Annotated in this window: 19 protein-coding genes; 7 read left to right on the top strand and 12 right to left on the bottom strand. The window is 62.6% G+C overall.

From position 1 onward, the window contains the following. Positions 1-15 precede the first annotated feature (15 nt). A complete protein-coding gene (locus tag AC1RN6_RS19555) occupies positions 16-879 on the top strand; it encodes an NmrA family NAD(P)-binding protein (RefSeq protein WP_493007087.1) in 864 nt (287 codons plus the stop codon). A 71-nt stretch (positions 880-950) separates the two neighbouring features. On the opposite strand, the gene AC1RN6_RS19550 is transcribed toward AC1RN6_RS19555, so the two are convergent. After that, complete coding sequence (locus AC1RN6_RS19550; RefSeq protein ID WP_493007086.1) at positions 951-1,889, bottom strand: DMT family transporter; 939 nt, start codon at positions 1,887-1,889, stop codon at positions 951-953. A gap of 168 nt (positions 1,890-2,057) precedes the next feature. Here AC1RN6_RS19550 and AC1RN6_RS19545 point away from each other — a divergent pair, with 168 nt between their 5' ends. Next, entirely contained in the window at positions 2,058-2,966 is a 909-nt protein-coding gene (locus AC1RN6_RS19545) for a LysR family transcriptional regulator (RefSeq protein WP_493007085.1), read from the top strand. Between the two features lie 7 nt (positions 2,967-2,973). Here the strand turns inward: AC1RN6_RS19545 and AC1RN6_RS19540 are convergent, their stop codons facing one another. The 10 genes from AC1RN6_RS19540 to AC1RN6_RS19495 form a co-directional block, all read right to left on the bottom strand. After that, on the bottom strand, positions 2,974-3,381 hold the full coding sequence (locus tag AC1RN6_RS19540; protein WP_493007084.1) for an OsmC family protein: 408 nt from the start codon (positions 3,379-3,381) through the stop codon (positions 2,974-2,976). 91 nt (positions 3,382-3,472) lie between these two features. Continuing rightward, the gene (locus tag AC1RN6_RS19535) at positions 3,473-5,758 is read right to left on the bottom strand and encodes a xanthine dehydrogenase family protein molybdopterin-binding subunit (RefSeq protein ID WP_493007083.1); all 2,286 of its coding nucleotides are present in this window, start codon (positions 5,756-5,758) and stop codon (positions 3,473-3,475) included. Further along, positions 5,755-6,774, bottom strand: a complete 1,020-nt coding sequence (locus AC1RN6_RS19530) for an FAD binding domain-containing protein (protein ID WP_493007082.1) — start codon at positions 6,772-6,774, stop codon at positions 5,755-5,757. The genes AC1RN6_RS19535 and AC1RN6_RS19530 overlap by 4 nt, the downstream gene beginning before the upstream one ends. Positions 6,775-6,796: 22 nt before the next feature. After that, entirely contained in the window at positions 6,797-7,354 is a 558-nt protein-coding gene (locus AC1RN6_RS19525; RefSeq protein ID WP_493007368.1) for a (2Fe-2S)-binding protein, read from the bottom strand. A gap of 387 nt (positions 7,355-7,741) precedes the next feature. Continuing rightward, on the bottom strand, positions 7,742-8,470 hold the full coding sequence (locus AC1RN6_RS19520) for an amino acid ABC transporter ATP-binding protein (protein WP_493007367.1): 729 nt from the start codon (positions 8,468-8,470) through the stop codon (positions 7,742-7,744). Positions 8,471-8,547: 77 nt separating this feature from the next. Then, positions 8,548-9,300, bottom strand: coding sequence for an amino acid ABC transporter permease (locus tag AC1RN6_RS19515; protein WP_493007366.1), 753 nt, complete (start codon positions 9,298-9,300; stop codon positions 8,548-8,550). A gap of 20 nt (positions 9,301-9,320) precedes the next feature. After that, positions 9,321-10,019 carry an amino acid ABC transporter permease gene (locus AC1RN6_RS19510; RefSeq protein WP_493007081.1) on the bottom strand — a complete coding sequence of 233 codons (699 nt, stop codon included), beginning with the start codon at positions 10,017-10,019 and terminating at the stop codon, positions 9,321-9,323. Between the two features lie 82 nt (positions 10,020-10,101). Continuing rightward, positions 10,102-10,929: an ABC transporter substrate-binding protein gene (locus AC1RN6_RS19505; RefSeq protein WP_493007080.1), complete on the bottom strand. Its 828-nt coding sequence runs from the start codon at positions 10,927-10,929 to the stop codon at positions 10,102-10,104. 53 nt (positions 10,930-10,982) lie between these two features. Further along, positions 10,983-12,140: a pyridoxal phosphate-dependent aminotransferase gene (locus AC1RN6_RS19500; RefSeq protein WP_493007365.1), complete on the bottom strand. Its 1,158-nt coding sequence runs from the start codon at positions 12,138-12,140 to the stop codon at positions 10,983-10,985. Positions 12,141-12,246: 106 nt separating this feature from the next. Beyond that, positions 12,247-12,912, bottom strand: coding sequence for an RraA family protein (locus AC1RN6_RS19495; RefSeq protein ID WP_493007079.1), 666 nt, complete (start codon positions 12,910-12,912; stop codon positions 12,247-12,249). 165 nt (positions 12,913-13,077) lie between these two features. On the opposite strand from AC1RN6_RS19495, the gene AC1RN6_RS19490 reads away from it, so the two are divergent. Beyond that, positions 13,078-14,040, top strand: coding sequence for a LysR family transcriptional regulator (locus AC1RN6_RS19490; RefSeq protein WP_493007078.1), 963 nt, complete (start codon positions 13,078-13,080; stop codon positions 14,038-14,040). Between the two features lie 29 nt (positions 14,041-14,069). On the opposite strand, the gene AC1RN6_RS19485 is transcribed toward AC1RN6_RS19490, so the two are convergent. Next, on the bottom strand, positions 14,070-14,666 hold the full coding sequence (locus AC1RN6_RS19485; RefSeq protein ID WP_493007077.1) for an NADPH-dependent F420 reductase: 597 nt from the start codon (positions 14,664-14,666) through the stop codon (positions 14,070-14,072). A 182-nt stretch (positions 14,667-14,848) separates the two neighbouring features. Here AC1RN6_RS19485 and AC1RN6_RS19480 point away from each other — a divergent pair, with 182 nt between their 5' ends. The 4 genes from AC1RN6_RS19480 to AC1RN6_RS19465 all read left to right on the top strand — a co-directional run bounded on the left by AC1RN6_RS19480 (position 14,849) and on the right by AC1RN6_RS19465 (position 21,869). Next, on the top strand, positions 14,849-15,784 hold the full coding sequence (locus AC1RN6_RS19480; protein WP_493007076.1) for a LysR family transcriptional regulator: 936 nt from the start codon (positions 14,849-14,851) through the stop codon (positions 15,782-15,784). A 232-nt stretch (positions 15,785-16,016) separates the two neighbouring features. Further along, the gene (locus AC1RN6_RS19475) at positions 16,017-19,631 is read left to right on the top strand and encodes a response regulator (RefSeq protein ID WP_493007075.1); all 3,615 of its coding nucleotides are present in this window, start codon (positions 16,017-16,019) and stop codon (positions 19,629-19,631) included. 236 nt (positions 19,632-19,867) lie between these two features. Continuing rightward, on the top strand, positions 19,868-21,061 hold the full coding sequence (locus AC1RN6_RS19470) for a GAF domain-containing sensor histidine kinase (RefSeq protein WP_493007074.1): 1,194 nt from the start codon (positions 19,868-19,870) through the stop codon (positions 21,059-21,061). 61 nt (positions 21,062-21,122) lie between these two features. After that, on the top strand, positions 21,123-21,869 hold the full coding sequence (locus AC1RN6_RS19465) for a carbon-nitrogen hydrolase family protein (RefSeq protein ID WP_493007073.1): 747 nt from the start codon (positions 21,123-21,125) through the stop codon (positions 21,867-21,869). The last annotated feature ends 189 nt before the right edge of the window (positions 21,870-22,058 follow it).

The raw sequence follows: 22,058 nt of genomic DNA, 5'->3' as shown, positions 1-22,058 counted from the left end.
CATCTGGAGAAAGCCATGTTTGCCATCACAGGAATTACCGGTCAGGTCGGCGGCGTTGTCGCCCGTCAATTATTGGGTCAGAAAAAATCGGTGCGCGCCGTTGTTCGCGATGCCGCCAAAGGTGCGCTGTGGGCCGCACAAGGATGTGACCTGGCGCTGGCGACGGTGGAAGACAGCGCTTCGCTGGAGCGCGCCTTCACCGGTATGGAAGGCGTCTTCATCCTGCTGCCGCCGACCTTTGACCCCAGCGCCGGCTATCCGGAAGCACGCGCCGCCATCGCCTCCATCAAGACGGCTTTGCTCGCCGCCAGGCCGGGCAAAGTGGTGTGCCTCTCGACCATCGGCGCGCGCGCCACGCAGACCAATCTGCTGAATCAGCTCGGTCTGCTGGAAGAAGCGCTGAGCGATCTGCCGATGCCGGTGGCTTTCCTGCGCGCCGGCTGGTTCATGGAAAACGCCGTCTGGGACGTGGCGCCCGCACGCGACGGCGTGATCCCCAGCTATCTGCAGCCGCTGGACAAGCCGGTGCCGATGGTGGCGACCGCCGACGTCGGCGGCGTCGCGGCAGAAATGTTGCTGGAAGAGTGGAGCGGCGTACGCATCGTCGAACTGGAAGGTCCAAAGCGCACCACTCCGCTGGAGATCGCCGCCTGCTTCGGCAAGCTGCTGGGTCGCGAGGTGAAGATGGAAGCCGTGCCGCGCTTCACCTGGGACGACGTGTTTCGCTCGCAGGGCATGCGCAATCCTCTGCCGCGCATGCAGATGCTGGATGGATTCAACGAAGGCTGGATCGATTTTGAATCGGGCCGCGACGGCACGCGCAAGGGTGTGGTCGGTCTGGAGACGGTGTTGCAGGAGCTGATTAAACGCGGCGCTTAACGCTGACGCGACAGCAGCCGGTCAGGCGGGGCTGATCGGCTGCGCATCGTCGTTGCTTCTTCATTGCCTTTTCATTTTCCCTTCACCTGCGACTTGCTCCCACTGCGCTGGCCCCATGCCACGCCGAGGAGGACCAGGGCGCCGGCCAGCGCATGATAAGCGTGCAACTGTTCGCCGAGCAGCGCCCATGCCGCCAGCGCCACCAGCAGCGGAATCAGATTGGCGAACAAGGCGCTGCGCGGAGCGCCCAGATGCCTGATCGCATTCATCCACATGAACGGCGCGCCGATCGAGGCCAGCAGTCCGGCATACATCACCATCGGCAGGTTTTGCGCCGTCAGCGGCGAGGCCGGCGCCGCCAGCCAGAACGGCAGCAGGATCAGGCTGCCGAATGCAGCCTGCACATACAGCTGGATCCATGTCGACAGCGGCAGCGCCCAGCGTTTCAGCAGCACGCCGTAGAAGGCGTTGGACGTCACGGCAATCAGCATCAGCGCGTCGCCGATATGCACGCCGCCGCTGAACAGCCGGGCCGGATCGCCGTGCGAACTCAGCACCACCAGTCCCAGCAGCGACAATACGCCCCCGACGATGCGCGCAGTGGACAGGCGCTCGCCCGCAAACAGGCTGCTCAGGCAGGCCGAGATCAGCGGCATCAGGGCCACCGTCACGCCCATGTTGACGGCCGAGGTGGTGCGCGCCGCTTCATATGCAAGGCCCTGATACATCGCCATGCCCAATGCGCCGAGCAGCAGCAGGCGCGGCCAGTGGGCGGCGATCACTGCGCGCTGCCGCCATGCCTCGCGCCCGAGGAAGGGGGTCATCACCAGCACCGCCAGCAGCCAGCGATAGAAGGCGATGGCCGCCGGCTCGATCGCCGTCGACGCCGCCTTGGTGATGATGGTGTTGCCGCTCCAGATGCAGACCGCCAGCAGCGGGAAGAGATAGAACCGCAGGTCGGACGGCGCCGTAGGGACAGGCTGTGCAAGCGAAGATGTGTTGTTCGACATGATTGCTCCTTGAGGTGTTGTTGCACTATCCTGCGGTATTGCGATGCATGCATAAAGTGATATTGTTGCAATTGATCAGTGCATTACATGCAGCAATCGGCGTGGCAGTCATGCAGTAACAATCCTCTTTCACCGATACCGCAAACCTTCATCTCCAGGAGCAACGTCATGCGCGATCTCGACTTCAACATGGTGCTCGACCTTGAGGCCTTGCTGCGCGAAGGAAGCGTCGTCGGCGCGGCCAGGCGATTGCACCTGAGCGCACCGGCCATGAGCCGCCGCCTCGCCAATTTGCGCAATGCCGTCGGCGATCCGCTGTTCGTCCCGGCCGGACGCGGACTGGTGCCGACCCAGCGCGCGCTGGAACTGCGAGAAAAAATCGACGCCCTTGCCGAACAGATGCGTAAGGTGTTCATGACCGATCAGGTCGATCTGTCGACGGTGGAACGCACGCTGGTCTTGCGCACCAACGACGGCTTCGCCGGTGCATGGGCGGCGCGGCTGGCGCAACGCGTCGCGCAGGAAGCGCCCGGCATTTCACTGCGCTTTTCACCGCGCACCGACAAATACGTCGGCGCCCTGCGCGACGGCGTGGTGGATCTGGAGGTGGGGGCGTTGCATCCCGGTGACGATAGCATGTCCGAAGAGCTGCACAGCCAGGTCTTGTTCCGCACGCCCTTCGTGGGCGTGGTGCGTGCCGGCCATCCCCTGGCGCGCAAGAAAGTCAGCCTCGCCGGTTTCACCGCCTGGCCGCATATCTCTGCGTCGCGCAACGGCAACGATAAAGGTCCGATCGACGACGCATTGGCGGCGCGCGGTTTGCAGCGCAAGGTCAGGCTGGTGGCGCCGGGATTTCAATCGGCGGTGATGATGGCGGCTTCTTCCGACATGATCGCCGCGGCGCCGGCCACGTTCGCGCGGTGGGCAACGGAACATCTGGACCTGCACATCTTTCCGCTGCCGCTGGCGACGCCGGAAGTGGAAGTCTCGCAAAGCTGGCACCCGCGCCGCCACGCGGATCCGGTGCACAAGTGGTTGCGTGGGCTGGTGCGGGAGTTGTGCAGTATTGAGGATTGAGGAAGGGTCAGGCCAGTGTGGTGGTGACCTCGGTCGTGACGCTGGTCATCAGTTTTTGCACCGGGCATTTTTCCGCGACGGCCAGCAGCTCCTGGCGCTGCGCTTCGGTGAGATCGCCGGTCAGGCTGATTGACGCTGCCAGGCGATAGGTTCCCTGGCGTTCTTCGCTGTTGTCGCGGGTGATGGCGACCTGGATGTCTTCCACCGGAATGTTCTTGCGCTTGGCGTACCACACCAGCGTCAGCGCTTTGCAGGCACCGAGCGCGGCGTCGTACAGGTCATGCGGATTGGGACCGGCGTCGTCGCCGCCTTCTTCCGCCGAACCGTCGACGGAGATCAGGTGATTGCGCACGTGCACGATGTGGCGCATGGCGAGCGACTGGTCGCGTTTGACTTCGATGGCTGGGCTGGACATGAGCGTTCCTTGGAGTGGGAAAAGAATGCTCAATGTAGCGCAGTTTCAGCGCCGGTGTTCAGGCGCCGTTTCAAGTGCCGTTTCAAGTCCTTTAAGCGCTGTAACGGTAAGGCGCCTTCAGCAAGTCCTCGATATCCACCGGCAGGTCGCGCACGCGCACGCCGGTGGCGTGATACACCGCAGCCGTGATTGCCGGCGCGATGCCCGCGATGCCGATCTCGCCGATGCCGCGCGCGCCGATTTCGTCGAGCGCCTTGTCGGGATAGTCGAGGAACACCACGTCCATCTCCGGCGAATCGGCATTGGTTACCATCACGTAATCGGCCAGATTGTTGTTAACCGGCTTGCCGCTGCGCTGGTCGTAGTGGGTCTGCTCGAACAGCGCCATGCCGATGCCCATCACCACCGCGCCCTCGATCTGGTTGCGTCCCGTGCGCGGATTGATGATGCGGCCGGCGTCGATCACGGTCACCACGCGGCTCACCCGCAGCCGCGCGATGTCGGGTTGCCAGCGCACTTCCACAAAGTGCGCGCCGTAGGAATGGATGGAAATATTTTTCGCGCCGGGGTCCTCGCCGCTGGGACCGGACTTGCCTTTGCCGTCGACGCCGCTCACCTGCGCAGCTGCAAGGATGTCGGCGAACGGCACGCCGCTTTGCGGCGACTGGTCATGCCGATGCACGCGGCCTTGCGTGAACGCCAGCGCATCCGGTTTGACGCCGTGGAAGGGCGAGCGCTCATGCTCGGACGCCAGCGACACGACTTGCTTCATCGCCGCGCGCGCGGCTTGCGCCACTGCCGGCACCATGGAGGCGGTCGCCATCGAGCCGCCCGACATCGGACCCGGCGGCAGACGCGTATCGCCGATGGCGACGATGATCTTCGCCATCGGAATGCCGGTCAGTTCCGCCACCATCTGCGACACCACGGTATAGGTGCCGGTGCCGATATCCTGCACGGCGGAATAGATGCGCGCGGCGCCGTCGCTGCCCAGCGTCACCGAGGCTTCGGCGCCGACGCGGCGCGCAATCCACGAACACGCGGCCACACCCCAGCCGAGGATCTCACCGTTTTGCTGCATGCTGCCGACCTGCGGATTGCGGCGCTCCCAGCCGAAGCGTTCGGCGCCGGTCAGGAGAGCTTCGCGCAAATGCCGGGAAGAGAAGGGTGCGCGGATACTCTGGTCGGTCGCCGGTTCGTTGAGCAGGCGCAGTTGCACCGGATCGATATTGAGCCGCACGGCCAGTTCGTCCATGGCCGATTCGGTAGCGAACAGGCCGGGCACGGCGCCCGGTCCGCGCATCGACGTGTTCGGCGCGATGTGGCGTTTGACCGGTGCGCCGGTGATGCGCATGTTTTCGGTGCCGTAGAGATAGGCCGTCGATTCGCCACAGCGCTCCATGCTGGCTTCCACCTGCGCCACATGGAACAGATAATCCTGCTGCAGCGACAGCAGCTTGCCGCCGCTGGTGGCCGCCAGCCGGATGCGCTGCTGGGTGTTGGTGCGGTGGCCGACGTTGTGGAACATCATGTCGCGCGAGATCACCAGCTTGACCGGACGGCGCAGATTGCGCGCCGCCTGCGCCGCCAGCAGGCTGTGTCCCCATGGCCAGAGCTTGCCGCCGAAACCGGAGCCGAGATACTCGGTGACGATGCGCATGTTCTCCTGCGGTACGCCCAGCATCTGGCTCATCACGCCGCGATGGTTGACGATGGCTTGCGAGGTTTCGTACAGCGTGAAGGATTGCGACGGCCCGTCGTACAGGGCGATCGAGGCGTGCAGCTCGATCGGGTTGTGCGTTTCGACCGGCGTGGTGTAGGTTTCGTCGAGCCGTACCGCTGCCGCAGAGGAAGCGAAGGCCTGATCGGGATTGCCGCGCTCGGTGTCGGTCTTGGGTTTGTCATCGGTCGCGAGCAGCTTGCTGACGTCGTGCGGATCGCGGCGGTAGTCGAGCTTGACTGTTGCTGCCGCCGCAGTCGCCTGCTCGAAGGTGTCGGCCACCACCAGCGCCACATACTGGCCGTAGTAGCGCACCGTATTGTCTTCCAGCGGTGGACGGCGCTCGTCGGTCTTCACGCCCGAGGCGGCATTGATGTGGAAGAACTTGCCGATGTTGTCGTGCGTGTAGACGATGCGCACGCCCGGCATCGCCGCTGCCACCGAGGTATCGATGCCCCGGATCGCGCCGCTGGCGATGGTGGCGCATACCGGCACCGCAATCAGCATGCCGGGGAAGCGATGGTCCGAGGTGTAGCGCGCACGGCCGGTGACCTTGAGCGGGCCGTCGATGCGCGACACGGCAGCGCCGACGCCGGTCTGGATGGCGGGCGTCTGCGACTGGATCGGGATGGTGGTCACAATAGTGTCAGGCATCATGCGCTCCTTTGTGCAGGTGAAACTGCGATCTTGAGCGCCTGCACCAGGCAGCGCTGGATCAGGTCCACCTTGAACGCGTTGTCGCGATGCGTGCGCGCATCGCGCACAGATGCCGCCGCCGCTCGCGCAAATGTATCGACGCTCGGCGCTGCACCTTGCAGCACCGCTTCGGCTTCCGGCGACCGCCATGGCCGCGTGCCGACGCCGCCCAGCGCCACGCGCGCATGCGAGATGCGGCCGCCACTGACGCCAATCAGCACTGCCGCCGACGACAACGCAAATTCATACGAAGCGCGGTCGCGCAATTTGAGATAGGTCGATGCCGCGTTTGCCACCGGTGCGGCCAGCGACACGTGCGTCACCAGCTCGCCCGGCGCGAGCACCGTTTCGCGCTGCGGCGTGGCGCCCGGCAACAGGTAGAAATCGTTGATCGGAATCATGCGCGCACCGCCGGCGCCCTGCACGTGGACGATCGCTTCCAGCGCCGTCAGCGCGACGTTCATGTCGGAGGGATTGGTGGCGATGCATTGATCGCTGATGCCGAGGATCGCCAGGTTGCGATGGAAGCCCTCCATCGCCGCACAGCCGCTGCCGGGCCGGCGTTTGTTGCAGGCCGCGGCGATATCGCGGAAATACACGCAGCGGGTACGCTGCAAAAGATTACCCCCGGTGGTCGCCATATTGCGCAACTGCGCCGACGCGCCCGACAGCAGCGCCTGGCTCAGCACTGGATAGCGTTGCATTACCAGCGGATGATTGGCGAGATCGCTGTTGCGTACCAGCGCACCGATCTTCAGGCCGCCGTCGGCGGTTTGCTCTACCTGATCGAACGGCAGGCGGTTGATGTCGATGACCTGCTGCGGTTGCTCGACGTCGAGTTTCATCAGGTCCACCAGCGTGGTGCCGCCGGCAAGAAAACGGATCGGCCGCGGCGCGATGTCTGCACCATCGGCGGCGGCAGCGAGCCGCACGGCGTCGTCGGGCGTCTGTGCGCGCAACATCTGGAAGGTGTGCATGGCGATTCCTTGGAGAGAGTGATCAGGTAGCGTCGCGAACCTGCCGGATCGCCGCCACAATGTTGGAATAAGCGCCGCAGCGGCAGATGTTGCCGCTCATCGCTTCCTTGATGTCGGTGTCGCTGCGCCCGCAGGGTTCTTTCAGCAGGGCCGTCGCCGACATGATCTGGCCCGCGGTGCAGTAGCCGCACTGCAAGCCGTCGTGGGCGACGAAGGCCGCCTGCATCGGGTGCAGCCGATCCGGTGTACCCAGTCCTTCGATGGTGGTCACGGCATCACCATCGTGCATCGCCACGAAGCTCAGGCAGGAGTTCACGCGGCGGCCGTTGACATGCACCGTACAGGCGCCGCACTGGCCGTGATCGCAACCTTTCTTGGTGCCGGTAAGCTGGAGATTTTCGCGCAGGTAATCGAGCAGGCTGGTGCGCACGTCGACCTGAACGTCGCGCACGACGTCGTTGACGGTCAGCCGTACATTCACTAGTCCCGGATCGGCAGTTAACGGAGCGGGCGCCGCCAGCGGCGCTGCAAGTGCCGACGCAGGCAAGGCCGTCGCCGCGCCGCTGGAACCGACCCACATCAGGAAGGAGCGGCGCGTCAGATGCGGAATGCCATTGGCCTGTGCCGATGGATTTGCGTTTTCGACAACGGAAGGGGCAGAGCGGGGCGCGCCGTCATCGGCATTGCTGCGAGGGGATGCGCCGGGGAAGTCTTCTTGCTGGTTTTCTTTCATGATGGTCTCATCGAAAATTGGCTGGAAGCAGACGGTTGGGCCGCGCGCCGACAACGAAAGTTCAATAAGAGCCGGTGAAAGAAGAAAGGAAAAACACCGCTGGAAAACGATTCTTCAGATCGACACGATCAAGGAGTTTTCCGACGGCAGGATGGCAGTTTGTCTGACTGCGTGGCGTCCTGAAAGGACGTCTACTGGCCGGTTAAGCTAGAGACAGAATTTCTGAAGACGGAATCAATGCGCGCGCAACTCCGACAGGAATTTTTGCGCGCGCATGCTTTGCGGACGCAGGAAGAAATCTTCCGGCGTGCCGGTTTCCACGATGCGTCCCTGGTCCATGAACCATACGCGGTCGGCGACTTCGCGCGCGAAGCCCATTTCGTGCGTGACGCAGATCATGGTCATGCCGTCGCGGGCAAGTTGCTTCATCACTTGCAACACCTCGCCGACCATTTCCGGGTCAAGGGCGGAAGTCGGTTCGTCGAACAGCATCGCCGGCGGATCCATGGCCAGCGCCCGTGCGATCGCCACGCGCTGCTGTTGCCCGCCGGACAATTGGCCGGGGTACGACTCGGCTTTGCTGGCCAGGCCGACACGCTCCAACAACTCCAGTGCACGTACCCGCGCTTCGCTGCGTTTGCTGCCGCGCACGTTGACCGGCGCCATGACGATGTTGTCCAGCACCGACAGATGCGGGAACAGGTTGAAGCTCTGAAACACAAAGCCCACGCGGGCGCGGAAGCGATTCAGATCCAGCTTGGGCGCATGCACATCCTGACCGTCGAAGACGATCTTGCCCTTCTGGATTTCTTCGAGCCGGTTGACGGTGCGGATCAGCGTCGACTTGCCTGATCCGGAAGGGCCGCAAACCACGACGACCTCACCCTTGGTGACGCTGGCGTTGACGTCGGCCAGTGCGTGATAGGAGCCGTACCATTTGTTGACCTGATCGAAGCTGATCATGCTGTTTGTATCGTTAGGCGTGGTTGTGGCGATGCCGCCGGAAGATGTTTCCATGGTGTCGATTCCGTTGAAATTGATCAGGCCGCCGTGGTCGCTGCGACCGTATTGCTATTTGGGACTACCGTTGCAACCGTGCTGCGAGGAACGCCGCTGCGGCGTCTGGCAATGCGGCGTTCCAGCCAGCGGGCAAATTGCGTCAGCAGCGAGCACAGCACGAAGTAGATCAGCGCCAGCATCACGAATACCGGGAAGGGCTTGGTCAGCAAGGTACTGTTGATCTGGTTGGCGGCGAAGGTCAGTTCGTTGACGCTGATGACATAGCCCAGCGAGGTTTCCTTGATGGTCGAGACGAACTGGCTGATCATCGCCGGCAGCATGTTGTAGAGCGCCTGCGGCAGCACGATCTTGAACATGGTCTGCAGATAGCTCATGCCCAGTGCGCGTGAGGCTTCAACCTGGCCTTTGGGGAGGCCCTCGATGCCGGCGCGGATCACTTCGGCCAGATACGCGGCTTCATAGATCACCACCGTCACCAGCATCGTGGTGAAGCCGGAAATGGTAGTGCCGATCAGCAGCGGCACAAAGAAATACACCCAGAAAATGAACATCACCAGCGGCACGCCGCGCACTGTATAGATGATGGCGATGGCCGGCGCACGCAGGATCGCCAGCGGGCTGACGCGTCCCAGCGCCAGCAGCACGCTCACCGGAAACGCCAGCGCCAGGCCGGCCACGGACAGGATCAGCGTGACCGCCAGGCCGCCCAGCGGGCCGTTGGGGTACTGGCCGATTAGCAGCAGCGTCCAGTTGTCGCGCAGGATATGAAAGATGTCGATGATCACGATGGTCCTCAGCGCGTCTTGATGCGGTAACGGTTTTCCAGCATCGCGCCGCCGGCCATGATCAGCAGCGATATGCCGAGGTAGATCATGGTCGTTAGCAGATAGGTTTCGATGGTGTGGAAGGACTGGCTTTCGATTTCACGCGTGGCGTAGGTCAGTTCGGCGACGCCGACGACCATCGCCAGGCTGGTGTTCTTGAACAGCAGCACGGTGTGGCTGACCAGCGTCGGCAGGGCGATGCGCAAGGCTTGCGGCAAGATCACCAGGCGCGATGCCCCGAGGTAGGACAGGCCGAGGGCGCGCGCCGCTTCCATCTGTGAACCGGGAATGGCGCGGATGCCGCTGCGCAGGCTTTCGGAGATGTAGGCCGACATGCACAGGCCGACCGCAATGATGGCAAACAGGAATTCGCTGTGACGCTGGTTGAACCACAGCTGCACACTGTCCGGCAGCAAGGTCGGCACGCCGAAATACCAGAGAAAGATCTGCACCAGCATCGGCACGTTCTGGTGATACTCGACAAACAGCGCGACCGCGCGCTCGGCCCAGCGATTGCGTGTCATGCGCAGCAGCGCCAGCAGGATGCCGACCGTCATCGCCAGGATCCAGGCATAGCCGGTCAGTTGCAGCATGGTGCTGATGCCCTCGATGATGAGGCGCGGATAGTCCTCGCGCAACAGCACCGAAAAATCCAGTTTGGTACTCATACAGTTCCTTCCCCCATTGCGTTGCTGCCGCCTGTCCGGGTGATCCGGGGCAGGCGGCAGCGCAGATCGTCGCTTTTACCGCTCAACCCTTGATCGGTTCGATCTTGAAGCCGCGTTGCAATTTGTATGCCGTGTTCGGGCCAAGCCACTTGTCGAAGACCTGTTTGGCTTCGCCGGTCTTTTCCATGTTTTCGAGCACGCCGTTGACATGCTTGATCAGACCCGACTCTTCCTTGCGCATGCCGACACCCCAGTATTCGTTCATCAGCGCCGGTTCCAGGATGTCGATCGGCGAGCTGTCTTCGGTCTGCTGCTTGAACTTGACCAGCATCAGCTCGGACACGGCGAAACCTTCCACCTTGCCTTGCTGCATTGCCAGGAAGGCGGCCGGCGGGTCCTGGAAGGTGGTGGTCGATGCAGTCGGCAGGGACTTGCGCACGCCCAGTTCCGAGGTCGATCCCTTGGTGGCGCTGACGCGTTTTCCGGCCAGGTCGTTCAAGCCCTTGTAGCCGGAAGAGCGGCGCGCGGCGACCTTTTGCAGGCTGGCGTAGTAGCCGTCGCTGTAGGCGATCTGCTCGGCGCGTTCCGGCGTCCAGCCCAGATTGGCGATGACGATGTCGACGCGGTTCTGCTGCAGCTCGGGAATGCGCGCCGCCACCGAAATCATCTTCAGCTCCAGTTTGACGTTGAGACTCTTGGCGATGGCCTTACAGAAATCGACGTCGTAACCCTGAATCTCGCGGGTCGACGGATTAGGAAAACTGAAGGGCTCGGCGGTGCCCAGCGTACCGCAAATCAGCGTGCCTTTTTGCTTGATGTCGGCGAGCTGGTCGGCGCTGGCGGAAAAACTGATCGTCATCAGGACTGCTGTCGTGAGCGCTGCGATGGCGGACTGCTTGAGTGTGAACATGATTTCTCCCGAGGTGTTAGTGAAATGACTGAGACAAGTTATTGAGACGACAGTTAAGGCATCAATTGAGATACAGCATCGCGCAGTTGCCGGCAACCCGATTCAATCTGCTCGATCGAGGTCGCAAACGACATGCGCAAATAGGATGGCTGACCGTAGGATGCGCCATCAATGGTGGCGACGCCGGCCTGCTCAAGAAAATACATCATGACATCGACGTCGTTGTTCAGCGTCGCGCCCTGTGGGGTTTGCTTACCCAGCAGACCGGCGACATCGACGAAAACATAGAAGGCGCCGTCCGGCGGCAGGCAGCGCAGGCCGGGGATGCCGTTGATCAGCGCCACGATGGCGTCACGCCGTTTGCTGAACAGATCGCGGCCCTGCAGCACGCATTGCTGCGGCCCCGACAAGGCGGTGATGGCGGCGGCCTGGCTGACCGCGCTCGGGCAGGTGGTGCTTTGCGACATCAGCAGCGCCAGCGCTTTCATCAGTTCCTGCGGCCCGGCGCCGTAGCCGATGCGCCAGCCGGTCATCGCATACGCCTTCGATACGCCGTTGACCACCAGCGTGCGCGCCTTCAGGGCAGGCGCGATTTGCAGCGGCGAGATATGTTGCGCGTCGCCGTAGACGAAGTGTTCGTAGATTTCGTCAGTCATCAGCCATACCTGCGGATGGCGCAGCAGCACGGTGCAGATGGCGGTCAGTTCGTCGGACGTGTAGACCGCGCCGCTCGGATTGTTGGGCGTATTGAGCACCAGCCAGCGGGTGCGCGCGGTGATCGCCGATTCCAGCGCAGCGGCGCTCAGCTTGAAACCACCGGCCGCATCGCAACTGACGATGACCGTCTTGCCGCCGTTGATGGCCACCATGTCCGGATACGACACCCAGTAAGGCGTCGGGATGATGACTTCGTCGCCGTCATTGAGCGTGGCGGCGAAGGCGTTGTAGATGATGTGCTTGGCGCCGTTGCCGACCACGATTTCGTCGATGCCGTAGCGCAGATGGTTTTCGCGCTCCAGCTTGGCGGCAATCGCCTTGCGCAACGCCGGCGTGCCGGTCGAGCCGGTGTAGCGCGTGTGGCCCGATTGCAGCGCATCGACGCCGGCGGCAATGATGTGCGCCGGTGTCGGGAAATCGGGTTCGCCGATGGTGAAATCAATGATATTGCGGCCGGCGGCGCGCAGGGCGTCGACGCGGGCTTTGGCGGCCATGCTCGGTGAGGGTTTGACGGCAGAAAGGCGGTCTGCCAGAAGCTTGTCCAATTGCGGCTCCAGTGAAAGAAAAAAGAAAGAAGAAGGGGATGAATAAGAGGTCGAACTACAGGCCGTAGGGCTGCAAGACTTTGCTCAGCCAGGCCTGTTCGACCTTGCCGTTGGCGATTTCGGCCTTGATGGCGTCTTCCATGGCGGCCGTCTGTTGCGCGGCGGCGATCAGCGTATCGGCCTGTTCGGGCGCGAACGACACCACGCCGTCTTCGTCACCGACGATCAGGTCGCCCGGACGAATCACCTGGCCGCCGATGCTGACCGGCACGTTGATCTGGCCGGGGCCGTTCTTGTAGGGACCGCGATGGCCGATGGCGCGCGCATAACAGGGAAAGTCCGCCGCGTGGAACGCTGCGCTGTCGCGCACCGCAGCGTCGATCACGAAACCCGCGCAGCCGCGCTGCTGCGCGTACAGCATGATCAGTTCGCCGACCAGCGCGTTGCTGGTATCGCCGCCGCCGTCGACCACCAGCACATGGCCGGGCGACATCATCATCAGCGCCTTGTAGATCAGCAGGTTGTCGCCGGGGCGGGTCTTGACGGTGAAAGCGGTGCCGACCAGCTTGCGCTCCGGATGCAGGCGCTGCAGGCCGCGCACGCCCGACAGGCGTTGCAGGTTGTCGCTCAGGTGCGAGACCACCAGCCCGTGCAGTGCGTCCAGCATGGCTGCGGGGGCGACTGCGGGGGCCGGATGGATGACATAGGGGGATGCAGACATGTGAAGATCTCCTCAAGCTTGTGTTTGTTTTGTACCTACTCGTTAGCTCGATAATAGGAGTGCCGAAAAACTAAAAAAAGCGATATTTAATTATCAATTTGCATCGCTTTTAGGAATACAATCAGCTTATTGCACCATCTCAATGCACCTCACTCCCGCGCTCGCATGTTCTCCTTCAAACAGCTCGAAGCCCTGTACTGGATCGCCTCCCTGGGTGGCTTTGCGGCGGCCGCGCGCAAGCTCAACACCACGCAGTCGGCGGTATCCAAGCGCATCAAGGAGCTGGAAAGCAGTTTCGACACAGCCTTGTTCGACCGCGATCTGCGGCAGGCGCGGTTGACTGAAAAAGGCGAGGAATTGCTGATGGTGGCCAAGCGCCTGCTGGAGCAGCGCGACGCGGCCGTCGAACAGTTCAGCAAACCGGAAGTGGTGGAGCGCCGCCTGCGCATCGGCGTTACCGAGCTGACGGCGATGACCTGGCTGCCGCGTCTGGTCAAGCAGGTGCGCGAGCATTATCCAAAAGTGGTGATCGAGCCGGACGTGGATCTGAGCGTGAGTCTGCGCGACAAACTGCTGGCCGACGAGATCGACGCCATCATCGTGCCGGACGCCTTTGCCGAATCGCGCTTCTCGGTGCTGCCGATGGGCAAGGTGAAGAGTGTGTGGATGGCCAAGCCCGGTTTGCTGCCGCGCTCGTCTTCCAATCCGCGAGTGCTGCGCATGCATGAGCTGGCGCAGTACACCATACTGACGCAGGGCGACAAGTCAGGCACCGGCATCATCTACGACCGCTGGTTCAAGTCGCAGGTGGTGTCGCCGTCCAATTCCATCAGCTGCAGCAGCCTGGTGGCGCTGATCGGCCTGACGGTGTCGGGCATGGGCGTGAGCTACCTGCCGCATTTGTGCCTGCGCTCGCTGGTCGAGCGCGGCGCGCTGGAGGTCGTCGAGACCATCCCTGCCTTGCCGGAAATTCCCTACGTTGCGCTCTATCGCGGCGAACGCAAGAGCAACTTCATCTCATCGATCCTGATGCTGGCGCAGGAGTGCTGCGAGTTTTCGGATCTGTTCCAGATCGAGGACGAAGTGGCCGGCATCGGGCAGGTGCATGCCGGTGCGTCGCCATTCTGAACGCACCTTTACTGAAGTTCAGCTGGACTTCAGCCGAACTTCACCAGATTCAGCACCGGCAGCGGACCCCCCGGAAATTGCGCCGCCCGGCCTTCATTCACACCGCCCAGATCGACGGGCGCAAAGCCCAGGCGCGCGATCAGATCGCTGACCGTCTTCTTGGCGTCGGCATCATCGCCGGACAAAAACAGCACGCGGCGTCCGCCTTCCGATTGCGGATCGCCGGCCAGCACGGCGGCCAGCAAATGATTGAAGGATTTGACCACGCGCGCGCCGGGCGCAAATTCCGCCACCACTTCGCTGGAAGCGCGGCCGCCCAGATCGACGCCCTTGAACGTCGCCGCGTCGACGGCGTTGTTGGCGTCGATCAGAATGCGCTTGTTCCATGGGCCGGCGTCCTTGAGCGCGTCGGGAATGCGTCCCCAGTTCACGGCGAGGAAGACGATGTCGGCTTGCGCCGCTTCTTTGACGCTGACAGCCTTGATATGCGGACCGAGTTCGCCGGTCAGCGCTTGCAGCGATTGCGGACCGCGGCTGTTGGCGATGGAGGCGGCGATGCCGTTACGGGCGAATTGGCGGGCGATGGCTGTGCCGATGGCGCCGGCGCCGATGATGCTGATGTTCATGATGTTTCCTTTCAGTTCGTGGTCAGGTCGTGACGTGTGAATTCAGCGATGTACTGCGCCGTCAGGGCGACAGCAAGGTTTGCTGAGTCGGGTTTTGCTGAATTGAACTGTAGGCCTTTCATTCCCCTCGCGTTAGTCGCGATCGGATAGAATCACTTTCAAGCATTACTTGAAAGTGATTTATGGAAACCCTGGCGAATCTGGAGTCGTTTGTCCGCAGCGCGGAGACCGGCAGTTTCTCGTCGGCGGCGCGGCGGCTGGCATTGACGCCGGCAGCGGTGAGCCGCAATGTCGCGCAGCTGGAGCGCAATCTCGGCGTGCGCCTGTTCCAGCGCAGCACGCGCGGGTTGACGTTGAGCGAGGCCGGCGAGCGCTTTCTGCAGTCGGTGCAGGGCGGGCTGGACAGTATTCAGGGCGCCATCGCGGATATCACCGTCAATGCCGGGCAGCCGGCCGGCGTGCTCAAGCTCAGTACGTCGCAGGCATTGGGAATGGACTATCTGCTGCCGCTCATGCCGGCGTTTCTCGAACGTTATCCGGCAGTGACGCCCGATTGGTTTTTTGACAACCGCCCGCTGGATCTGATCGCCGGCGGGTTCGATGCGGCTATCGGCGGCGGCTTCGATCTGCCGCCCGGAATGGTGGCGCGCGAGCTGGCGCCGGTGCACGTCATTGCGGCGGCGTCTCCGGCATTTTTACGCGGCAAGCGTTTGCCGAAAGATCCTGCTGCTCTCGGCGACTTCCCTTGCGTCGCCATGCGCTCGCCGTTGAACAGCCGGGTACGCACACAGATCATGCGCAATAGTCGCGGGGTCGAAATGACAGCCGTGCAAAAACCGGTGATGCTGTTTAACGATCCCGAGGCAGTGTGCCATGCCACGTTGCTGGGGATGGGTATCGGCCTGGTCGGTGTGCTGCATGCACTGCCGCACCTGCAAAGCGGCGCATTGGTGCGCGTGCTGCCGGACTGGCATGCCGACGTCGGCCCGATTTCACTGTATTTCGCCAGCCAGAAACTGCTGCCGGGCAAGACGCGCGCCTTTGTCGACTTCGTCACCGAAGCGTTCCGCGAGCAGAAACTGGCGCACACACTCTCAGCCCAGAACTTGCCCAACTAGGCAGCACAACAATCAGGCAGTCCGCCGCGCGGGCTCCGGTTTACCGAAGCGTGATTTCCTGGTAACCCACCGGCAACTGCGCCGCGTAACTCCCCTTGCGTAGTCCCGGCAACCAAATTGCCACGCCGGATGTTCATGGGCATAATGGGCTGCACACCGGACCGGGATAACAACAGCGGCGGCGCTCCTGCCGTCAACGGGTTCCGGACCAGTGTTTCCATCGGGAGAACGCATGCGCAGGCTGAAGGGGAATCAGCATTACTTTCTGGCGCAGTTCCTGCCGCTGGCCGCCATGGTGCTGGCGGCGGCGGCCTTCCTCTATCACAGCCGCATTGACGCCGAGCTGAACCGCCTGCAACTGGAGCAGCGTGAACGCGTGGCGCTCGGCGTGGCGTCGCTGACCAATGACATGGACGCGCCGCTGCGCCATCTGAGCATTCTCACCGGCGAACCGCCCATTGCCCGCGCCGTCAACGATCCGACGCCGGAAAATATTGCCGGCATGGTGGAGAGTTTTTCCACGCTGATGCTGCGCAACCCCTACTACGACCAGGTGCGCTGGATCGATCAGGACGGCATGGAAAAGGTTCGCGTGAACATGACCAGCACCGGACCGATGCTGATCGCCGACAAAAATCTGCAGAGCAAGAAGGATCGTCCCTACTTCACCGACACCATGGCGCTGCCGCGCGGCGAAATTCTGATTTCGCCGATGGATCTCAACGTCGAAAACGGCAGGATCGAAGTCCCGCACAAGCCCACCGTGCGGCTGGCGGTAACGGTCTTTACCAGTGGCGGCCAGGCGCGCGGCATCCTGATCATCAACCTGCTGATGGCGCCGCTGCTGGACCGTTTCTCCAATCAGGTTGAACGCGGCGTCAACCGCGCCATGCTGCTCAACGGCGAAGGCTTCTGGCTCTACAGCACCAATACCGCTGATGAATGGGCCTTCATGTTCAAGCGTGACGACAGTCTTAAGCGCGACTATCCCGCCGTCTGGACGCAGATACAGGCGCAGCCGGCCGGCAATATCATCGGTGACGACGGCATCTGGTCGTGGCAACGCGTCGATATCGACGGCAACACTGGCCGTTACGGCCTGCACCAGCAATCGCCCTGGACCGTGGCGCTGTTCCTGCCGCAGAAGCGCGTGATCGTCGACAGCCACCGCATTCTGATGCGGCTGAGCTGGTTTGTCGCGCTGATCCTGCTGGCCCTGGCCTTGCTGAGCTGGCAGCTGGCGGTGCATCGCAAGCGCCGCGAAGCTGCCGTGCATGAACGCCTCAAAGCTGAAACAGAACTGATTGCCAGCGAAGAGCGCGTCGCCGACCTGCTGCGTCATCAGGAAACGCGGTCCGTGCTGGCTTCGATTGTGGCGTCGTCGGACGACGCCATCATCGGCACCGGTCTCGACGATCTCATCAACAGCTGGAACCCCGGCGCGGAAAAAGTATTCGGCTATCTTGCGCACGAAATGATCAATCAGTCGGTCTACGTGCTGGTGCCGACCGAAAAGAACGAAGAAACGCGCGGTATCACTGCGCAGATCCTGCAGGGCGAGACCGTGGTCAACTACGAAACCACGCGCTGGCACCGCGACGGCCGCCTGCTCGATATTTCAGTGACGATTTCGCCCATCCTTGATGGCGAGAAGAAGATCGTCGGCACCTCGTATATCGCGCGCGACATCACCGATCGCAAACATCTGGAAAAAGAACTGACCCAATACCGCCAGCGTCTGGAGGGTCTGGTCGAGCAGCAAACCAGAAACCTGCTCGACGCCAACCGCAATCTCGAACTGGCATTGTCGCGGGCGGAATCGGCCACGCGCGCCAAGAGCAGCTTCCTGTCCAACATGAGTCACGAAATCCGCACGCCGATGAACGCCGTGCTCGGACTGACTTATCTGCTGGAGAAGACCGCACTCAACGCCGACCAGCGCGATCTGGTGCGTAAGATCATCACCGCCGGCCATTCGCTGCTGGGCATCATCAACGACATCCTCGACGTCTCCAAGATCGAAGCGGGACGGCTGGAGGTCGAGCACGTGCCGTTCCGCCTCAGTGCGGTGCTGGAAAACGTGGTCAACGTCACCGCCCCTAATATCGGCGACAAAGATGTGGAACTGGTGGTTGGCTTCAACGATGTCGGCATTGAACATCTGCACGGCGATGCCTTGCGGCTGGAGCAGATCCTCACCAATCTCACCAGCAACGCTATCAAGTTCACCGCACATGGCGAGATCAGCGTCCACGTCGCCGTCATCAGCGAAGTCGGCGACCAGGTCATGCTGCGCTTTGCCGTGACCGACAGCGGCATCGGCATCCCGGAAGAACGCCAGCAGGATATTTTCCACGCCTTCACCCAGGAAGACACCTCCACCACGCGGCGCTATGGCGGCACCGGCCTCGGCCTGACCATCTGCCGCCACCTGGTGCAATTGATGCGCGGCGAAATCGGCGTCATCAGCGAACCGGGCAAGGGCAGCCAGTTCTGGTTCATGCTGCCGTTCCAGGTGATCCCGCATGCCGCGGAGAAGTTGCCGCTGGAAGGACCGCTCACCGTGCTGGTGGCCGATGACAACGCCACCGCGCGCGCCGTGCTGGCCGACACCATCAAGTCCATGGGCTGGCAGGTCGATACGGTGGAATCCGGCGAGGACGCGATTTCCAAGGCCATGGTGCGGCTGCGCCATAACCTGAGCTACGACATTTTCCTGCTCGACTGGCGTATGCCGGGCATGGACGGTCTGGAGGCCGCCAGGGCGATCCGTGAAGCATCGTCTTCGCATGCTCAGCCGCCGATCGTGATCATGGTGACGGCTTACGGCCGCGACGACGTCATGACTTCGCCTGACGCGCAATTGCTCGACGCGGTCATCACCAAACCGGTCACGCCGTCGACGCTGTACAACACCATCGTTCACGTGCGCCAGCGCCGCAGCGGCGAAGCGGGCGCCGGCAGCACACGAGCAGGGGCAGGGGCCGACAAGGCCGGCGTTAGCACTACCGTCGCCGGCGACAACCGCATTGACGGCGTGCGCGTGCTGGTGGTCGACGACAGCGAAATCAACCGCGAAGTCGCCAAGCGCATCCTCGAAGCCGACGGCGCCGAGGTCATCGCCGTCGGCGACGGCAGCGAAGCGGTCGACTGGCTGCGCGAACACCCGGACGGCGCCGACCTGGTGCTGATGGACATCCAGATGCCGGTCATGGACGGCTACACCGCCACGCACGAGATCCGCGAGACGCTGCAACTGCGCGCGCTGCCCATCATCGCGCTGACGGCGGGCGCCTTCAAGGCGCAGCAAGAGGCGGCAATGACGGCCGGCATGAACGGCTTCCTCTCCAAGCCCTACAACGTCGAGCAGATCATCTCGGTGGTGCGCCAGCACATTGCGCATCTGTCGGGCGATGAACTGGAGCGGCGCCGCGAAGCCAAGCCGGCCTACGCATCGGCCAGTGTTGCCACCACCTTTCCGACCATCATCGAGACCACTCCCAGCGCCACGCCCGGACTCGATGTCGCGGTCGGCCTGGAAGCCTGGGGCAGCAAGGAGGTCTACAGCAAATTCCTCAGCAAGTTCGCCGAGCAATACGAGAAAACCGGCAGCGATATCCTGGCCCGCATTCAGGCCAACGAATTGTCCCAGGCAAAAACGCTGGCGCACAAGCTGCGCGGCAGCGCGGGCACGCTGGCGCTGACCGACGTGCATCGTCTCGCGGGCGAGCTGGAGGCGCTGCTCTCCGGCGATGCATCCGCCTCCGACTGCAAGGTCAAGGCGGCCGAGCTGGACGCCGCGCTGCGTATTGCACGGCGCGCCATCGTGGATTACGCCGGCGGCTAAATGAAGTCCGGAATGACCGACTGATCTGATCAACTGACGTCGTCGCGCAGCACTGCGCGGCATTTTTGCAACTGTTTCTGCGACTTGCTTTTACTGCTTGTCAGGCGTTGTCCTACAAGCGCCCCTCGGCCTGCATCGCCGCCAACATTTGAGCGTTACTTTCGGTTAAGCTGACATACTGCCGCGCATGTGCGGCGATAAATCAAACAGGGAAATCAGGGAGCGCGTTGTCCGCGATGGAAGAGAAAGAACGGGAACTGCAAGCCGAGGTGGCCTCGGTGGCCAGAATCGACGCCGTGCCGATGATCCTGGATGTGGTGTGCCGCACCACCGGCATGGGCTACGCCGCAGTTGCGCGCGTCACCAAAGAACGCTGGATCGCCGCCGGCGTGCTCGACAAGATCGCCTTCGGCCTGGGAGTCGGCGGCGAGCTGCAGGTCGATACCACCATCTGCGATGAAATCCGCGACAGCGGCGAACTGGTCGCCATAGACCACGTCGCCGAGGATCCGCGCTTCTGCAACCATCACACGCCCCGGATGTACGGCCTGCAGAGCTACATCTCGGTGCCGATCTTCTGGCGCGACAAAGAATTCTTCGGCACCTTGTGCGCCATCGATCCCAATCCGGCCAGGGTACAAACCGATGAAGTCATCAATACCTTCAAGCTGTTTGCCCAGCTGATCGGCTCGCATCTGGACAACCTCGAGCGGGCCGAGGCCAGTGAAGCGGCGCTGTTGAATTCGCAGCAGGCGGCCGATCTGCGCGAACAGTTCATCGCCATTCTCGGCCACGACCTGCGCAATCCGCTGACCGCCATCACCCTGGCCGCACGTCTGTTGCGCGCCCGGGCCTCGGAAGAAAGCCAGAAGACCGTGACCCAGATCGAGCAGAGCGCCAGGCGCATTTCCGGTCTGGTGGACAACATGCTGGATTTTTCGCGCGCGCGTCTGGGCGGCGGCTTCGTGCTCGACAAGACCTCCGACAATGCGCTGCGCAAGGACCTGGAAATGGTCATCGCCGAACTGGGCGCCGTCTGGCCGGACCGCGAAATCCACGTTGACATCAAGCTCACCGCGCCGATTCATTGCGATAGTGCGCGTATCTGCCAGATGCTGTCGAACCTGCTGTCCAACGCGTTGACGCACGGCTCCCGCCATGGCGCCGTCGCCGTGAAAGTGACCGGCGATGCGGAACATTTTGAGCTGCAGGTGCAGAACGAAGGCTTTCCGATTGCACCCGATGTGCAGCGCCGTTTGTTCCAGCCTTTTGTACGCGGCGGCGACCGCAAGGAAAAGAACGGTCTCGGCCTCGGCCTCGGTTTGTTCATCGCCGCCGAGATCGCGCGCGCTCATGGCGGTCAGCTGACGGTGGCGTCGGATGCGGCGCAGACAACCTTTACGTTTCGCATGCAGGCGCTGCCCGGTTGAGACCGCTGCGGCTGCTGCGTTTATTTCAGACTTTCACTTTGCAGTCATTCCGAACCAGACCATGACCCCATTCGTAATTGCGGCGGCACAGACCCTCTCGGTAACCGGCGACATGTCCGCCAACATTGCCCGGCACGGCGAAGCTATCGCACAGGCCGGCCAGCATGGCGTGAAATTGCTGGTGTTTCCCGAGTTGTCGCTGACCGGTTACGAACTGAACGCAGCGCGCTCGCTGGCGATCCGGCCGGACGACGCGATGCTGGCGCCGCTGCATTTGCAGGCGCGGCGTCTCGGCATGACGGTGGCGGTCGGCGTGCCGGTGGCGGCAGAGGATGGAGGTCGACCGTACATCGGCGCGGTGTTGCTGGGTGGGTCCGATGTACCGACGTTTTACGCCAAGCAACACTTGTACGGTGACGAGAACAAGCTGTTCAGCCCCGGCCGGCAAAACAATCTTTGCGAGGTAGGCGGCACGCGCGTCGCACTGGCGATCTGCGCCGATATTTCGCAGCCCGGCCATGTGGCACAGGCTGCGGCGGATGACGCGGCGCTCTATGCCGCCGGCGTCATGGTGACCGGCAAAGGCTATGCGCCGGAGGCCAGTATGCTGCAAGGCTACTCGGCGCGTTACGGCATCGGTGTCTTGATGGCCAATCACGGCGGCCCCACCGGTGACTGGCTGGCGGTCGGCCGCAGCGCGTTTTGGGCTGACGGCGAACTGATCGTGGATGCGCCCGGCGACGGTGAATGCCTGGTGATCGCGCGACGGGCGGACGGATGGGCGGGCGAGGTGGCCGCCTTGCATTGAGACAGGCGACGTCCCCTGACTGCTGTCTGCTCGCATTTTTCGGCAAAAAACGGCGTAAATAGTTACCCCGCCGAGAACGGAATGCCGGTCATTCCGCTCTTAGCAATCTAGTATAATTTTTGCGATTTTCTAAAAGAAATATAAAGATCTTTTCTGGTGGCCATTTCACCCGGTCATCCTCTTTTTTCC

This window comes from Herbaspirillum sp. GW822-FHT03A08 (assembly GCF_058801885.1).
The sequence above is the reverse complement of the archived record's forward strand: the minus strand, read 5'-3'. Positions and strand labels throughout refer to the sequence as shown.

Excerpts from the sequence above, each read along its gene's own strand:
- AC1RN6_RS19495 (WP_493007079.1), bottom strand. The coding sequence starts at position 12,912 with ATGTCTGCATCCCCCTATGTCATCCATCCGGCCCCCGCAGTCGCCCCC.
- AC1RN6_RS19555 (WP_493007087.1), top strand. The coding sequence starts at position 16 with ATGTTTGCCATCACAGGAATTACCGGTCAGGTCGGCGGCGTTGTCGCC.
- AC1RN6_RS19540 (WP_493007084.1), bottom strand. The coding sequence starts at position 3,381 with ATGTCCAGCCCAGCCATCGAAGTCAAACGCGACCAGTCGCTCGCCATG.
- AC1RN6_RS19480 (WP_493007076.1), top strand. The coding sequence starts at position 14,849 with ATGGAAACCCTGGCGAATCTGGAGTCGTTTGTCCGCAGCGCGGAGACC.
- AC1RN6_RS19510 (WP_493007081.1), bottom strand. The coding sequence starts at position 10,019 with ATGAGTACCAAACTGGATTTTTCGGTGCTGTTGCGCGAGGACTATCCG.
- AC1RN6_RS19470 (WP_493007074.1), top strand. The coding sequence starts at position 19,868 with ATGGAAGAGAAAGAACGGGAACTGCAAGCCGAGGTGGCCTCGGTGGCC.
- AC1RN6_RS19545 (WP_493007085.1), top strand. The coding sequence starts at position 2,058 with ATGCGCGATCTCGACTTCAACATGGTGCTCGACCTTGAGGCCTTGCTG.
- AC1RN6_RS19505 (WP_493007080.1), bottom strand. The coding sequence starts at position 10,929 with ATGTTCACACTCAAGCAGTCCGCCATCGCAGCGCTCACGACAGCAGTC.
- AC1RN6_RS19520 (WP_493007367.1), bottom strand. The coding sequence starts at position 8,470 with ATGATCAGCTTCGATCAGGTCAACAAATGGTACGGCTCCTATCACGCA.
- AC1RN6_RS19485 (WP_493007077.1), bottom strand. The coding sequence starts at position 14,666 with ATGAACATCAGCATCATCGGCGCCGGCGCCATCGGCACAGCCATCGCC.
- AC1RN6_RS19535 (WP_493007083.1), bottom strand. The coding sequence starts at position 5,758 with ATGATGCCTGACACTATTGTGACCACCATCCCGATCCAGTCGCAGACG.
- AC1RN6_RS19475 (WP_493007075.1), top strand. The coding sequence starts at position 16,017 with ATGCGCAGGCTGAAGGGGAATCAGCATTACTTTCTGGCGCAGTTCCTG.
- AC1RN6_RS19465 (WP_493007073.1), top strand. The coding sequence starts at position 21,123 with ATGACCCCATTCGTAATTGCGGCGGCACAGACCCTCTCGGTAACCGGC.
- AC1RN6_RS19530 (WP_493007082.1), bottom strand. The coding sequence starts at position 6,774 with ATGCACACCTTCCAGATGTTGCGCGCACAGACGCCCGACGACGCCGTG.
- AC1RN6_RS19525 (WP_493007368.1), bottom strand. The coding sequence starts at position 7,354 with ATGTGGGTCGGTTCCAGCGGCGCGGCGACGGCCTTGCCTGCGTCGGCA.
- AC1RN6_RS19550 (WP_493007086.1), bottom strand. The coding sequence starts at position 1,889 with ATGTCGAACAACACATCTTCGCTTGCACAGCCTGTCCCTACGGCGCCG.
- AC1RN6_RS19490 (WP_493007078.1), top strand. The coding sequence starts at position 13,078 with ATGTTCTCCTTCAAACAGCTCGAAGCCCTGTACTGGATCGCCTCCCTG.
- AC1RN6_RS19500 (WP_493007365.1), bottom strand. The coding sequence starts at position 12,140 with ATGGCCGCCAAAGCCCGCGTCGACGCCCTGCGCGCCGCCGGCCGCAAT.